Consider the following 13,261-nt stretch of genomic DNA (forward strand, 5'->3'; position numbering starts at 1 on the left):
ACTAATCTGGCGTTGATTTTTGGCACGCTGTTGAGTTCTCAAGGAACGGACGCTTCCTTTGTACTCACCCTCTCGGGCTTTCCTCCGGGCTTCCCTTCGATACTTCGTTTTCCTGCGTTTCCGACTCTATCAGATCTTTCCGATCCGATTTCCTCGGTGCTTTCCGGTCCCATTCGCTTTCGCTCCGGGCCCTTCCGGCGGTTCCGACTCTATCAGATCCTTTCGGCGTCTGATTCCCAGTCAGCGGGGTTTGTCTTTCCGGCTGTTGGGCCGTTCCGACGTCTCAAACTCTAGCGGATTCCCCTGACGGCTCATAATCGAGCTTTCGAAATGAATTTCGGCATGCCGAAATTCGTCCCGGTGGGGAGATCGTGCGGAGTAGAGGTGCCGCTATCAGCGGCGGAGTGGTCGTCGAAGAACCGTTCCGGCTCCGTGACAACTCGGAGAACACTACCCATCTGGGAGGGGCGTGTCAACCCCCGCCCGGCGGGGGTTGAAGGGCTCAGTCAAGGTCCGTCAGGCGGCCGCCGGCGTCCGGCTGGGTGAGCTCCACGCGCCGGAGGAGGCGGATGAGGATCTCGCCGAGGACGCCTCTCTCCTCCCCCGAGAGGTCCTGGACGAGCTCCTCCTCGAAGTCCGTGGCCATCCGCATGGCCTCCAGCCACTTCGAGCGGCCCTCGTCGGTGAGCTCGACGATCACCCGGACCCGGTTGTTCTCGTCGCGGTCGCGGGTGACCAGGCCTTCGCCGGCCATGCGGTCGATGCGATGGGTCATCGCGGCCGGGGTGAGGCCGAGACGCTTGGCGAGCTCGCCGGGGCCCAGACGGTAGGGCTCCCCGGCGAGGACCAGGGTCTTGAGGACCTCCCACTCGGCGTTGCTGATGCCGAGGTCGGCGAGCTGGCGTCCGTACGCCACGTTCATCCGTCGGTTCAGCCGGCCGAGGGCGGAGACGACCTTCTCGACCTGGGGGTCGAGGTCGCGGAACTCGCGCTGGTAGGCGGCGATCTGCTCGTCGAGGCTCGGCTCCTGGGGAGCCTGCGGGCCGGATCGCTCGGGGTTGTCGGACATGGAGGCGAGTATCCCACGCCTCTCGTTGGCGTTGAAGTCCTTCGGTGTGTACTGTTAACACGTTAACTTTAGCGTTGAAGTCTTCAAGGTTCAGGCGTACACCTCTGAACCTGTGACCGAAGTGGGTGAGTGTGACCAAGGCGAGGGGCGCAGCGATGCGCCGTATTCAGGCAGGCAGCGCGCTGAGCGCGTTCGGACTCGGCTTCACCGTTCCGTACCTCTATGTGTACGTGGCTCAGGTGCGGGATCTGGGCGCCGCGACGGCGGGCATCGTCCTGGCGGTCTTCGCCATGGCCGCACTGGTGGTGCTGCCCTTCAGCGGGCGGACCATCGACCGGCGCGGGCCCGTGCCCGTGCTTCTGGTGGCCTCGGTGGTCGCGGCCTTCGGCGCCGTGGGCATGGGCTTCGCCTCCAGCGTGCCCGCCGCCGTGGCGGCCGCGGCGCTGCTCGGTGCCGGCACGGCGGTGCTTCAGCCGGCCCTCGCCACGATGATCGTCTGGTGCTCGACGCCCGTCGGCCGCACCCGGGCCTTCGCCATGCAGTTCTTCCTGCAGAACCTCGGGCTCGGTATCGGCGGTCTGATCGGCGGTCTCCTCGTCGACACGAGCAAGCCGGGCAGCTTCATCCTGCTGTTCTCGATCGAGGCGGCGATGTTCCTGGTCCTCGGGGCGGTCGTCGGGACCGTCCGCATGCCGGGTTCGCCGGCGCTCCGGGACGCCCGGCCCGCCGAGGGCGGCAAGGGCGGCGGTCTCCGGGCGCTGCTCGGGCACAAGGCGATGGTGCAGCTGTGCGTCCTCGGCTTCGTCCTCTTCTTCGCCTGCTACGGACAGTTCGAGTCGGGTCTCGCCGCGTACGGCACCGAGGCCGCCGGCATCGAGCCCTCGGCGCTCGGCATGGCGCTGGCCGCCAACACGGCGGTGATCGTCGCCGCCCAGTTCCTGGTGCTGAAGTTCGTCGAGCGCCGCAAGCGGACCCGGGTGATCGGGGCCGTGGGTCTGATCTGGACCGTGGCCTGGCTCATCGCCGGGTACGCGGGGCTCGGGAACGGCAGCCAGGCCATGGCGACGGCCGCCTTCGTCTCCACGTACGCCCTCTTCGGGCTCGGTGAGGCGATGCTGTCGCCGACCGTGGCCCCGCTGGTGGCCGATCTGGCGCCGGAGTCGATGGTCGGGCAGTACAACTCGGCCTTCGCACTGGTCAAGCAGCTGGCGCTGGCCGTGGGGCCGGCCGTGGGCGGGCCCATGGGGGCCGCCCTGCACGGTCCGTACATCGTGACCTTCGTGCTCTTCTCGCTCGGCATCACCTTCCTCGCCGTGCGACTCGGCAAGCAGCTGACCCCGGAGCAGAACCAGCCTTCCCTGGCCGTGAAGCCGTCGAAGGTGGTCGCGCGGCACGAGCCGGTCCGCGAGGCCGCGTCCGCCTAGACCCTGATCCGCCGGACAGGCCTAGGGCTTGTCCGGCAGGGCGAACTCGCACCAGACCGCTTTGCCGCCGCCGGGGGTGCGGCGGCTCCCCCAGGACGAGGCGATCGTCGCGATGATCGAGATTCCGCGGCCCGCCTCGTCCTCCGTCTCCGCTCTGCGGCGGCGCGGAAGGTGGTCGTCCCCGTCCGTCACCTCGATGATCAGGCGGCGGTCCGTGCGGCGCAGGCGCAGCCGCATGGGCGGGGTGCCGTGCTGGAGGGAGTTCGCCACGAGTTCGCTGGTGGCGAGGACGCCCAGGTCGCGCAGCTCGGTCGGGAAGCGCCAGGAGGACAGGACCCCGGAGGCGAAGGCACGCGCGCGGGGGGCGGCCTCCACCCCGCCGAGGAGTTCCAGGGCCGCGTTGTGGAAGAGCTCCGCGTCCGCTCCCTTGCGGGAGGGGTGCTGGACGACCAGGACGGCGACGTCGTCGTCGTGCTCCGCGGTGACTCCCAGGGAGCGGAGCAGCCGGTCGCAGACCACCTGGGGGGTGCCGCTGGCGCCGGAGAGGGCGCGGGCCAGGGCGGCGACGCCCTCGTCGATGTCCTCGCGGCGGCGCTCGACCAGGCCGTCGGTGTAGAGGACGGCGGTGGAGCCGGGCGGCAGCGCGATGGAGCCGGAGGCGTGGAGCCAGCCACCGGTGCCCAGCGGCGGTCCTGTCGGGTCCTCGGCGCGACGGACGCTGCCGTCCTCGTCCCGTACGAGGATCGGTAGGTGGCCCGCGGAGGCGTAGACCAGCTTTCCCTCGTTGGGGTCGTGGATCGCGTACACACAGGTGGCGATCTGGCTGGCGTCGATCTCGGCGGCGAGGCCGTCGAGGAGCTGCAGCACCTCGTGCGGGGGCAGGTCCAGGCGCGCGTAGGCCCGGACGGCGGTGCGGAGCTGGCCCATGACGGCGGCGGCGCGGACGCCGCGGCCCATCACGTCGCCGATGACGAGCGCGGTGCGTCCCGCGCCGAGGGTGATCACGTCGTACCAGTCGCCGCCGACCGCCGCGTCGGTGCCGCCGGGCTGGTAGGTGGCGGCGATCCGCAGGTCGTCGGGCTGTTCGAGGTCCTGCGGGAGCAGGGAGCGCTGGAGGGTGACGGCGGTCTCGCGGTGGCGGCGCTCGCTGGCGCGCAGCCGCTCGGCGGCCTCGGCGTGGTCGGTGACGTCCGCGGCGTGGACGAGGACCCCGTCGTCGAGGTGGGGGCTGTCCACGGGCAGGCACGTGACCGTGTACGAACCGCCGTCCTGGGTGCGGCGGGACTTGACCGTGCGCGGCTTGCCGCTGCGCAGGACCTGGTCGATGAGGGGCAGCAGGCCGAGCTCCTCGGCCTCCGGGCAGGTGTCGGCGACGGTGGCGCCCGCGGGGCGGGGCCCGAAGGCGGCGGCATAGGCGTCGTTGACGTACGCGATGCGGTGCTCCGGGCCGTACACGAGCGCGACCAGGCCGGGGAGGCGGCCGAGGAGCTCCCGTACGGAGAAGTCCTCCAGGGTGGGGACGCCGGCGGCCTCGCCGGCCTCGGCCGGGTCGGGTGCCTCGTGGCCGAGCTGCCCCTGCTGCCGCGCGTACTCACCGCGGGCGGCGGGCACGGAGCCTTCGGTCCCCCGCGCCGCGCGGCGCTGTGTGCCGGGGAGCCGGGCGCTCCAACGGGTGAAGTTCACGGATCTCTATGCCTCGTGGTGTCGGTGCCGTGCAGAGTCACGCTGTGCAGGTGTGAGCCCACCTATGGTCACACGTCCAGTGTGGACGAGTGCACTGACAGTGATGTCAGTACGACGGCTTGTCGCCGGGGTCGGGGGGCGGTGCGGCGGCGAGTTCGAATTCGGCGCGTGGGTGTTCCAGCGAGCCCAGGGAGACGATCTCCCGTTTGAACAGGCCGGACAGGGTCCATTCGGCGAGGACCCGGGCCTTGCGGTTGAAGGTGGGCACCCGGCTCAGGTGATAGGCGCGGTGCATGAGCCATGCCGGATATCCCTTGAGTTTCCGTCCGTAGACGTGGGCGACCCCCTTGTGGAGTCCCAGGGACGCGACGGAACCCGCGTACGCGTGCGCGTACTCCTTGAGCGGCTGCCCGCGCAGGGAGGCCGCGATGTTCTCGGCGAGGACCTTGGCCTGGCGGACGGCGTGCTGTGCGTTGGGCGCGCACTCCCTGCCCGGTTCCGCGGCGGTCACGTCCGGGACGGCCGCGGCGTCACCGGCCGCCCAGGCGTGCGCGACTCCCTCGACGGCGAGCCCGGCCGTGCAGCGCAGTCTGCCGCGCTCGTTCAGCGGCAGATCGGTCTCGGCGAGTACGGGAGCCGGCTTGACGCCCGCGGTCCAGACGACGGTACGGGTGGGGAGGCGGGTGCCGTCGCTGAGGACGGCGACCCGGTCCTCGCACGATTCGAGGCGGGTCCCCAGGCGTACGTCGATGTTCCGGCCGCGCAGCTCGCGGATGGCGTACCGCCCCATCTTCTCGCCGACCTCGGGCAGGATCCGGTCCGAGGCCTCGACGAGGACCCATTTCAGGTCCTCGGGCTTGACGTTGTGGTAGTACCGCGCCGTGTAGCGGGCCATGTCCTCCAGCTCGGCGAGCGCCTCCACGCCCGCGTACCCCCCGCCGACGAAGACGAAGGTGAGGGCGGCGTCGCGGAGCCCCGGGTCACGGGTCGAGGAGGCGATGTCCATCTGCTCGATGACGTGGTTGCGCAGGCCGATGGCCTCCTCCACCGTCTTGAAGCCGATGCCGTGGTCGCGCAGGCCCGGGACCGGGAGGGTGCGGGAGACGGAGCCGGGCGCGATGACCAGCTCGTCGTAGGTGAGGTCGACGGCGCCGGTGCCTTCTTCGGCGGTGGCGAGGGTGGCGAGGGACGCGGTCCGCTTGGCGTGGTCGACGGACCGGACCTCACCGATGACGATGCGGCAGCGGTCCAGGACCCTGCGGAGCGGCACGACGACATGGCGCGGGGAGATCGAGCCGGCCGCCGCCTCGGGCAGGAACGGCTGGTACGTCATGTACGGCTCGGGCGTGACCACGACGATCTCGACGGCGCCGGCTCTGAGCTCGGCCCTGAGCCGCCGCTGCAGGCGCAGCGCGGTGTACATGCCGACGTAGCCACCGCCGACGACGAGAATGCGCGCAGGTTCGGTCACTGTCCCATGACGCACCCCCGTCCGTGGTTTGTCCACAGCCCCGGCAAATTGTGTGACCGGAGGGGTACGGAGGCGTGGGGTGGCGCGCGAGGGGTGTACGGCGGAAACGGCGCAGGTCAGGGTGGTCGCACCCGGTCGGGTGGGGGGTCGGAATCGGGAGTGTTCCGGTCCTTGCTCCGATCGGGGGGCGCACCGTACGGAACTCCCCCTTCTGAATTGACCCGGACTCAACTATGTTCGTAGTTCGTCGGGGTGGCGGATGCGAGCGCGTGGACCGAATGCGCTCGTCGACCGGAAGCCCCGTTTCAGGGCGGGGAGTCTCCGGGGGGAGACATCATGAGCGGGGGAACGCTTATGCAGATTCAGGATTCACGATGGCAGACGGGCGCCGGCACGGCGACCGTGGACGACGGCCTCCACGCGGGCGCCGTCGGCCTGGAGCGCAACGGCGCACCGGCGGGCGGCAGGGCCGCGCCGCTGCGGGTGGACGCCCAGCGCAATCTGGAGCACGTCCTGCGCGCCGCGCGCGAGGTGTTCGGCGAGCTCGGCTACGGGGCGCCGATGGAGGACGTGGCGCGCCGCGCCCGCGTCGGCGTCGGCACCGTCTACCGACGCTTCCCGAGCAAGGACGTGCTGGTGCGGCGCATAGCCGAGGAGGAGACCTCCCGGCTGACCGAGCAGGCGCGGGCCGCGCTGGGCCAGGAGGAGGAGCCGTGGTCGGCGCTCTCCCGGTTCCTGCGGACCTCGGTGGCCTCGGGCGCGGGTCGTCTCCTTCCGCCGCAGGTGCTGCGGGTGGGCGCGGACGACGCCGCGGTGCCGTCCCTCGGTGACGAGTCGGACGACGCGGCACGGGTGCCGTCCCAGCGGAGTCTCGGGGCGGGTGCCGGAGTCGGTACCGGTGCCGGAGTCGCGGGACAGGCCGACGCGCGGGTGGTCTCGCCGCGGGCCGTACCGGCCGAGGAGCGGGACGACGCGGGCGTGGCGGAGCTGCTCGACGTGGTCGGCCGGCTGGTCGACCGGGCGCGGGAGGCGGGTGAGCTGCGGACGGACGTGACCGTGGCGGACGTCCTCCTCGTCATCGCCACCGCCGCCCCGGCCCTGCCGGACGCGGTGCAGCAGGCAGCGGCCTCGACCCGGCTCCTCGACATCCTGCTCGAAGGGCTGCGCTCCCGGTAGACGCCGGTCCCGTACCGGCCGCGCCGCCGGTACGGGACATCTCGACCCGTCGCGCCGCCGGTACGTGACGCCTTCGTGGTCCGGGCGGACCAACGAGCATGACACGAACGTGTGAGCGGTTACGCCCGGATACGCGAAGTCGCCCCGGACGAGTGGTAAGTCGACGCGGCGCTTCGGCGTGCCCGCGCTCTGTGGCAGTCTTGGCCGGTGTTCGGGTCTGAGCGTGCGTACGGGGGCTTCCGCGATGAGCGGTGACGGTCGGGACGATCCGCTGGTCGACGGCGGCACCGCGGAGACCGGGGGTCCGCCCTCGCGCCAGGTGCCCGGCCAGGGCGGACCGGGAGGCCTCTCCGGTGCACCGGATCCCGCCGAACCGTTCGACGCGAGCGTGCCGCAGCAGCGCGAGGGCCCGCGGCGGACGCCGCCCGCGCCTGCCGCCGGGATGGCCCCCACGGGATTCGCCGACCAGGAGACCGGTCAGGACATCGGTCAGGACACCGGTCAGGACACCGGTCGGGACATCGGCCAGGACATCGGTCGGGACGTCGAGGAGGACGACGAGCACGACACCGTCCTCCCGCCGCCCCTCGAACTGCCGCCCTCCGACGCCGAGCTCGTCCAGCTCATGCGGGACGGCGACGGCTCCGCGTACGAGGAACTGTTCCGCCGCCACTCCGACGCCGTCCGCCGGTACGCCAGGACCTGCTGCCGGGACGCCCACACCGCCGACGACCTCACCGCCGAGGTCTTCGCCCGCACCCTCCAGGCGGTCAGGGGCGGGGCCGGTCCCGAACAGGCCGTCCGCGCCTATCTGATGACCACCGTCCGCCGGGTCGCGGCGAACTGGGCCAGGACCCAGAAGCGGGAACACCTCGTCGAGGACTTCGCCCTGTTCGCGGCGGACGCCGCCCGCGCCTCCGAGGTCTCCGACCAGAACGCCTCGTTCGGAGCGGGCCTCGACCTCGGCGCCGACGTGCTGGCCATGCACGAGGCCGAGCAGTCGCTCGCCATGCAGGCCTTCCGCTCGCTGCCCGAGCGCTGGCAGGCCGTGCTGTGGCACACCACCGTCGAGGAGGAGTCGCCGAGCGAGGTCGCCCCGCTCTTCGGGCTCACCGCCAACGCCACGGCCGTACTCGCCAGCCGCGCCCGCGAGGGCCTCAAGCAGGCCTACCTCCAGGCCCACGTCAGCCAGTCCCTGACCGCGGGCGGCGACTGCGCCCGCTACGCGGACCGGCTCGGCGCCTACGCGCGCGGCGGCCTGCGGATGCGCGCCGAACGCGGACTGCGCAAGCACCTCGACGAGTGCGCCAAGTGCCGGCTCGCCGCCGGCGAACTGGCCCACGTCAACGCCGGGATCCCCGCGCTGCTCCCGGTCGCCGTCATCGGCTGGTTCGCCGCCGGGTACTCGCTCAAGGCGGCCGGTGTCGTCGCCGGTGGCACCGCGGCAGCCGCGGGCGCGGGCGCCGCGGCCGCCGCCTCCGGGTCCTCGGGCGGCGCGGCCTCCGGCGGTGCCGCCGCCGAGGGGCTCGGCGCGCCCGCGAAGGCCGGTATCGCGGCGGCCATGGCCGTCGCCGCGGCGGCCGGGCTCGTCTGGGCCATGTCGGGGGACCCGCAGCCCGTGGCCGCGCCCAGGCCGACGCAACCGGTCGTCACCCCCGTCGTGCCGGCGGAGCCCGCGCCGCCGCCGAAGCCGACGCCGGAGCCCGTACCGCCGCCACCGCCCGTACGGTCCGAGCCGCCCGCGCCCACGCCGAGCCCCGCGAAGCCCTCGCCGACCCCGAGTCCCGAGAAGCCCTCGCCGACGCCCACGCCGAAGCCCAGCCCCAAGCCGACACCCACTCCGACGCCGACGCCGAGTCCCGAGAAGCCCTCGCCCAAGCCGAGTCCGACGCCCGCGCCGCCCTCCGTCTACCAGGTCCGTGAGCTGGACTACGGCATGTTCGGCGACGGCACCAAGCCCGAGGTCGCGCTCGAGAGCAGCAGTTGGATGTGGCAGCGCGACGGCCTCTCCATCGGCGGCACCCAGTACGCGCACGGGGTGAGCGTCCACGCGCCGTCCTCGCTGTTCATCGACCTCAACCGGCAGTGCACGAGCTACGACGCGATCGTCGGCGTCGACGACCTGAGCGCGCCGCTCGGCGTCGGCGGCGTCCGGTTCTCCGTCTACGGGGACGAGGAGCGGCTCTGGCGGTCCGACGTGGTCCGGCCGGGCGACCCGCCGGTCCCCGTGCACGTCGACATCTCCGGCCGGAGCACGATCCGGCTCGTCGTGGAGGAGCACACGCCGTTCGGGAGGGCCGCGGTCGCCGACTGGGCGCAGTCCCAGATCAGCTGCTCCTGACGGTCCCGTCGCTCGCTTCATCCGTGTCCGTCGGCCTCTGCGGGCCCGTCTCCGTGGTGCCGGTCTTCGCGAGGGTGAGGACGTCCTCGATGTCGAGGCCGGCCCCGGCGGCGCGGGCGGCGGCGAGGCCGGACGGGCCGAGTGCGGCGAGCGCCCTGGCCGTCACGGTGTCGCGGTCCCGCGTCCCGGGGACCGAGCGGGGGCGCGTGGTGTCGTGCCAGTCCTCGACGGCGGCCATGATCTTCACCGCCAGGGAGTGTTGACCCGCCTCCGACAGGGTGACGGCGAGGCCCTCCGCGAGACCCGAGGTGACGAAGTCCGCGCACTGGGCGTCGAGCGCGGCGCGCAGGGCCGAAGCGGCCGTGGCGACGGCGGCAGCGCCCCTCCCCTCGGCCGCCTCGACCCGGGCCGCCAGTCCGGTCACGACCGCTTCGAAGTGCGGTGGCGGGGCGCCGAGCGCGACCGTCCGGCCCGCCTCCTCCACCTGGGCGCGGGCACCCGCGACGTCACCGCGGTAGAGGGCGAGCGAGGCGCGTAGGAAGCAGACGAACGTCTGGGTGTCCCGCACGTGATAGCGCTCGGCCTCCCGCGCGGCCTCGTCGACGCCCCGCTCGGCGGCTTCCATGTCGCCCGCGCGAAAGGCGAGTTCGGCCATACGGGCGAGGAGGAAGGGGCTCTCGGCGTGCGCGCCGACCTCACGCGCCAGGCCGAGCGCCTCCTCGTACGCGTCGGCGGCCTCCTCGTGGCGGCCCCGCATCATGTGGGCCTCACCCGCCGCGCTGGCGATCTGCGCCCCCATCCAGCGGTCGCCCACCCGCCGGGACAGCGACCGGAGTTCGGACAGGTCCTCGTCGATGCCGGGCAGGCCGCCGGGCATGTCGACGACCATGTGCGTACGGAACATGAGGCTGACGCCGATCTCCCAGTCGCCCCCGTACCGGCGGCAGTTGTCGACGGCGACGTCGAGCAGGTTCCGTATCACGGCCGGTTCCTCGGTGAGGTACGCGGTGAACGGCCAGAGGAGGCCGGGGAAGCGGGCCCCCTGGGGGCCGGGCGGCTCGCCGAACGCGGCGCGCACGCGCCGGACGATCGCGAGCTTCCCGGGTTCCTGGAAGTCCCCCATCGTGCTGCTGTCGACCGCGAGGAAGAACTGCAGCATGCGCAGGTGCATGCGCGGCCAGTGGCGGGGATCGGACGGGTCGGCCGGGTCCTCGCCGAGCGCGACCGCGCGCTCCACCCACGCCTGGCCCTCGGGCCGGTAGTTGCGCAGCCACCAGAACCAGCCCATGGCGAAGACGAGCCGGTGGGCGGCGGCCTCGTCGGGGGCCGTGACGAGGGTCCGGTGCAGGGCGGCGCGGATGTTGTCGAGGTCGCGCTCGATCCGCCCGATCCACGGCAGCTGCTCGCCCGAGCGGAGTCTGGGCTCGGCCGCCTCCGCGAGCGCCGTGAAGTGGGCCGTGTGGGTGGCCTCGGCGGCGGCCAGGAGTTCCGGGGTCTCGGCGGCGCGCTCGGCCGCGTACTCGTGGATGGTCTCCAGGAGGCGGTAGCGCATCTCGCCGCCCTCGGTGGGGGTGGCGACGACGAGCGACTTGTCGACCAGGGCGCCGAGCGAGTCGGCGGCGCGCGGCGACAACGCCTCGGCCGCGGCGAGGTCCCAGCCGCCGGCGAAGACGGAGACCTGGCGGAGCAGGGTGCGCTCGTCGGCGTCGAGCAGGTCCCAGGACCAGTCGACGACAGCGCGCAGGGTCTGCTGACGGGGCAGGACCGTGCGGGAGCCCGAGGTGAGGAGCCGGAACCGGTCGTCGAGGCGGTCGGCGATCTGGCGCGGGGTGAGCAGCCGCAGCCGGGCCGCGGCCAGCTCGATGGCGAGCGGCAGGCCGTCGAGGCGGCGGCAGATCTCGTCGACGGCCTCGCCGCCGTCCCGGGCGAGGTCGAAGGAAGGGCGCACGGCGCGGGCGCGCTCGGCGAAGAGCCGGTGCGCGGGGTCCGGTGGCAGCGGCTCCACGGGGCGGACGGATTCGCCGGGGACGCCGAGGGGTTCGCGGCTGGTGGCGAGGACGCGGAGCTGCGGGCAGTGGGTGAGGAGGGTCTCGGCGAGGGCGGCGGCCGCGTCGATGACGTGCTCGCAGTTGTCGAGGACCAGGAGGAGGGGTCGGCTGGCCAGGTGCTCGACGAGATGGGCGGTGGGGTCGTCGTGGAGGGGTACGCCGTCGCGGGTGATCAGGTTGATCTCGCGGAGCCGGAGGGCGGAGAGGACGGCGCCGGGGAGCGCCTCGGGGTCGTCGAGCGGGGCCAGTTCGGCGATCCAGGCGGCCGGTCCCACCGCGCGCAGCGCGGCCTCCTCGGCGAGCCGGGTCTTGCCGGAGCCGCCGGGCCCGGTGAGCGTGACGAGCCGCGAGCGGGCGAGGTCGGCGCGGAGCGCGACGAGCTCGGGTTCCCGGCCCACGAAGGAGGTGAGGCGGGGGCGGATGTTGCCGGGGTCGGGGGTGGGGTCGGGGTCGGGGGTGGGGCTGGGGGTCTGTGGTCCGGGCGGTGGTGTGGTGGTCGGCCGGATCGGTTCGGTCGGCCCGGCTGGCCCGGTCTGACCGGTCGGACCGCTCGGCCTGGTCGGCCTGGTCGATGCGGGCGGTGCGGTCGGTCCGGGCGGTGCGGTCGGTGCGGTCGGTCCGGGTCCGATCGGACCGGAGGCCGATTTCGGCGGCGGTGGGCCCGTGAGGAGTTCCCGGTGCAGGGATACGAGTTCCGGGCCGGGGTCGGCGCCTAGGGCGTCCGCGAGGGTGCGGCGGGCCGACTCGTACGCGGCGAGGGCGTCGGCGTGGCGGCCCTCGGCCCGCAGGGCGCGGATGAGGTGGGTGCGGAAGGTTTCGTCGTACGGGTACGTGGTGGTCAGCTCGGTCAGTTCCGGTACGAGTCCGTCGGTGGCGCCCCGGCGCAGATCGGCCTCGACGCGCTGTCGCAGGGCGGCGAGCCGCTGGGCCTCCGGCCGGACGCCCGCCGGATCGGGCAGGTCGGCGAGGGCGGGGCCCCTGAAGAGCCCGAGGGCCTTCCGGAGGAGGGCGGCGGCGGCGTCGGGGTCGCCTGCGTCGAGGCGGTCGCCGGCGTCCCTGACGTGGCGCTCGAAGACGTACAGGTCGATGTCGTCGGGGGTGGCGACGAGGCGGTAGCCGGGGCCGGGAGTGGAGAGGACGGTCTCCCTGCCGAGGGTCCGGCGGAGGCGGCCGACGAGGGCCTGGAGGGCGGCGGGCGCGTCCTGCGGCGGGGCGTCCCCGTACACGTCCTCGGCGAGCTCGGTGGCGGAGGCCGCCCGTCCGCCGCGCAGCGCGAGCGCGGCGAGGAGCGCGCGGAGCCGGGCGCCGCCGAGGGGAAGGGGGGTGCCGTCGGAGCCGATGGCCTCGGTGGTGCCGAGGATGAGATACCGCACCGGCTCATTGTGGCGGGTGGCCCGTGCGGGCGCCTCGGGGTTTACCCGGGCACGACCCTCAGAACTCGGACGTGTCGAGTGTGAAGCCAAGGGGGGACGGCAGCGGGACCTGCGTCCCCAGCTTGTGGATGGACTTGTGGCCGTAGTCGTCGCCGGAGGGCTCGGAGCACACGACGGCCTCGTTCGCGTCGCGGTCGATCAGCAGGTAGAGGGGGATGCCCGCGCGCGCGTAGGCCCGGATCTTCTGGACGCGGTCGCGGCTCGCGGTGGAGGAAGAGGTCACCTCGGCGACGAGAAGGACGGGATCGGCTTCGTGCCACTCCTGCTGGTCGTCGAAGCTGCCCTTGGGAGCGATGACGAGGTCGGGGATGACCCTGACCGGGTCGGCGATTCCCGGCAGGCCGAGGCCAATGCCCGTGAAGTTGCGCAGTTCCCTGTCGACGCGACGGGCGATGACCTGTTCCACCACCTCGGTCACGATTTCCTCGTGGTCGCCGTTGGCCGGAGGCCCCACGTAGATCTCCCCTTCGATCAGCTCCACGCGCCAGCCCTTGGGGGCCAGCGCACTGAACAGCTCGAAGGTCTCCTGGACGCTCGCACCCTCACGGTCGGGCACACCCTCGGAGAACGCGCTTTCCGGAACCGGCAGCGGCATCGCCATGCTGGACCTCCTCCG

9 protein-coding genes are annotated in these 13,261 nt (G+C 73.0%); 4 read left to right on the forward strand and 5 right to left on the reverse strand.

Translation table 11 applies throughout. The features are described from left to right. Positions 1-294: hypothetical protein (locus IO20_RS40935; RefSeq protein WP_211270350.1), on the forward strand; the 294-nt coding region annotated here is incomplete at its 5' end. 208 nt (positions 295-502) lie between these two features. Here the strand turns inward: IO20_RS40935 and IO20_RS0107410 are convergent. Continuing rightward, positions 503-1,069 carry a MarR family winged helix-turn-helix transcriptional regulator gene (locus IO20_RS0107410; RefSeq protein ID WP_030224171.1) on the reverse strand — a complete coding sequence of 189 codons (567 nt, stop codon included), beginning with the start codon at positions 1,067-1,069 and terminating at the stop codon, positions 503-505. A 155-nt stretch (positions 1,070-1,224) separates the two neighbouring features. Here IO20_RS0107410 and IO20_RS0107415 point away from each other — a divergent pair, with 155 nt between their 5' ends. Continuing rightward, positions 1,225-2,493 carry an MFS transporter gene (locus IO20_RS0107415; protein WP_030549572.1) on the forward strand — a complete coding sequence of 423 codons (1,269 nt, stop codon included), beginning with the start codon at positions 1,225-1,227 and terminating at the stop codon, positions 2,491-2,493. A gap of 21 nt (positions 2,494-2,514) precedes the next feature. Here IO20_RS0107415 and IO20_RS0107420 read toward each other — a convergent pair whose 3' ends face one another. Both IO20_RS0107420 and IO20_RS0107425 read right to left on the reverse strand, forming a co-directional pair. Continuing rightward, complete coding sequence (locus tag IO20_RS0107420) at positions 2,515-4,176, reverse strand: ATP-binding SpoIIE family protein phosphatase (protein WP_030549573.1); 1,662 nt, start codon at positions 4,174-4,176, stop codon at positions 2,515-2,517. Between the two features lie 106 nt (positions 4,177-4,282). Further along, entirely contained in the window at positions 4,283-5,647 is a 1,365-nt protein-coding gene (locus IO20_RS0107425) for an NAD(P)/FAD-dependent oxidoreductase (RefSeq protein ID WP_030549574.1), read from the reverse strand. A 354-nt stretch (positions 5,648-6,001) separates the two neighbouring features. Between IO20_RS0107425 and IO20_RS0107430 the strand changes: the two genes are divergently transcribed. Both IO20_RS0107430 and IO20_RS0107435 read left to right on the forward strand, forming a co-directional pair. After that, the gene (locus tag IO20_RS0107430) at positions 6,002-6,823 is read left to right on the forward strand and encodes a TetR/AcrR family transcriptional regulator (protein ID WP_030549575.1); all 822 of its coding nucleotides are present in this window, start codon (positions 6,002-6,004) and stop codon (positions 6,821-6,823) included. 244 nt (positions 6,824-7,067) lie between these two features. Continuing rightward, complete coding sequence (locus IO20_RS0107435; protein ID WP_030549576.1) at positions 7,068-9,164, forward strand: sigma-70 family RNA polymerase sigma factor; 2,097 nt, start codon at positions 7,068-7,070, stop codon at positions 9,162-9,164. On the opposite strand, the gene IO20_RS0107440 is transcribed toward IO20_RS0107435, so the two are convergent. Beyond that, a complete protein-coding gene (locus tag IO20_RS0107440) occupies positions 9,151-12,585 on the reverse strand; it encodes an AfsR/SARP family transcriptional regulator (RefSeq protein WP_078964545.1) in 3,435 nt (1,144 codons plus the stop codon). The genes IO20_RS0107435 and IO20_RS0107440 overlap by 14 nt on opposite strands. Positions 12,586-12,643: 58 nt before the next feature. Then, positions 12,644-13,240 (reverse strand): Uma2 family endonuclease, encoded by a 597-nt coding sequence (locus tag IO20_RS0107445; protein WP_030549578.1) that lies wholly within the window; start codon positions 13,238-13,240, stop codon positions 12,644-12,646. Positions 13,241-13,261: the final 21 nt, after the last annotated feature.

Origin of the sequence: Streptomyces exfoliatus (genome assembly GCF_000725545.1) — a bacterium.
Classification (GTDB): domain Bacteria; phylum Actinomycetota; class Actinomycetes; order Streptomycetales; family Streptomycetaceae; genus Streptomyces; species Streptomyces exfoliatus.

Bases quoted from the DNA above. Each gene is read 5' to 3' on its own strand.
- IO20_RS0107415 (WP_030549572.1), top strand. From the start codon at position 1,225: ATGCGCCGTATTCAGGCAGGCAGCGCGCTGAGCGCGTTCGGACTCGGC.
- IO20_RS0107430 (WP_030549575.1), top strand. From the start codon at position 6,002: ATGCAGATTCAGGATTCACGATGGCAGACGGGCGCCGGCACGGCGACC.
- IO20_RS0107435 (WP_030549576.1), top strand. From the start codon at position 7,068: ATGAGCGGTGACGGTCGGGACGATCCGCTGGTCGACGGCGGCACCGCG.
- IO20_RS0107445 (WP_030549578.1), bottom strand. From the start codon at position 13,240: ATGCCGCTGCCGGTTCCGGAAAGCGCGTTCTCCGAGGGTGTGCCCGAC.
- IO20_RS0107410 (WP_030224171.1), bottom strand. From the start codon at position 1,069: ATGTCCGACAACCCCGAGCGATCCGGCCCGCAGGCTCCCCAGGAGCCG.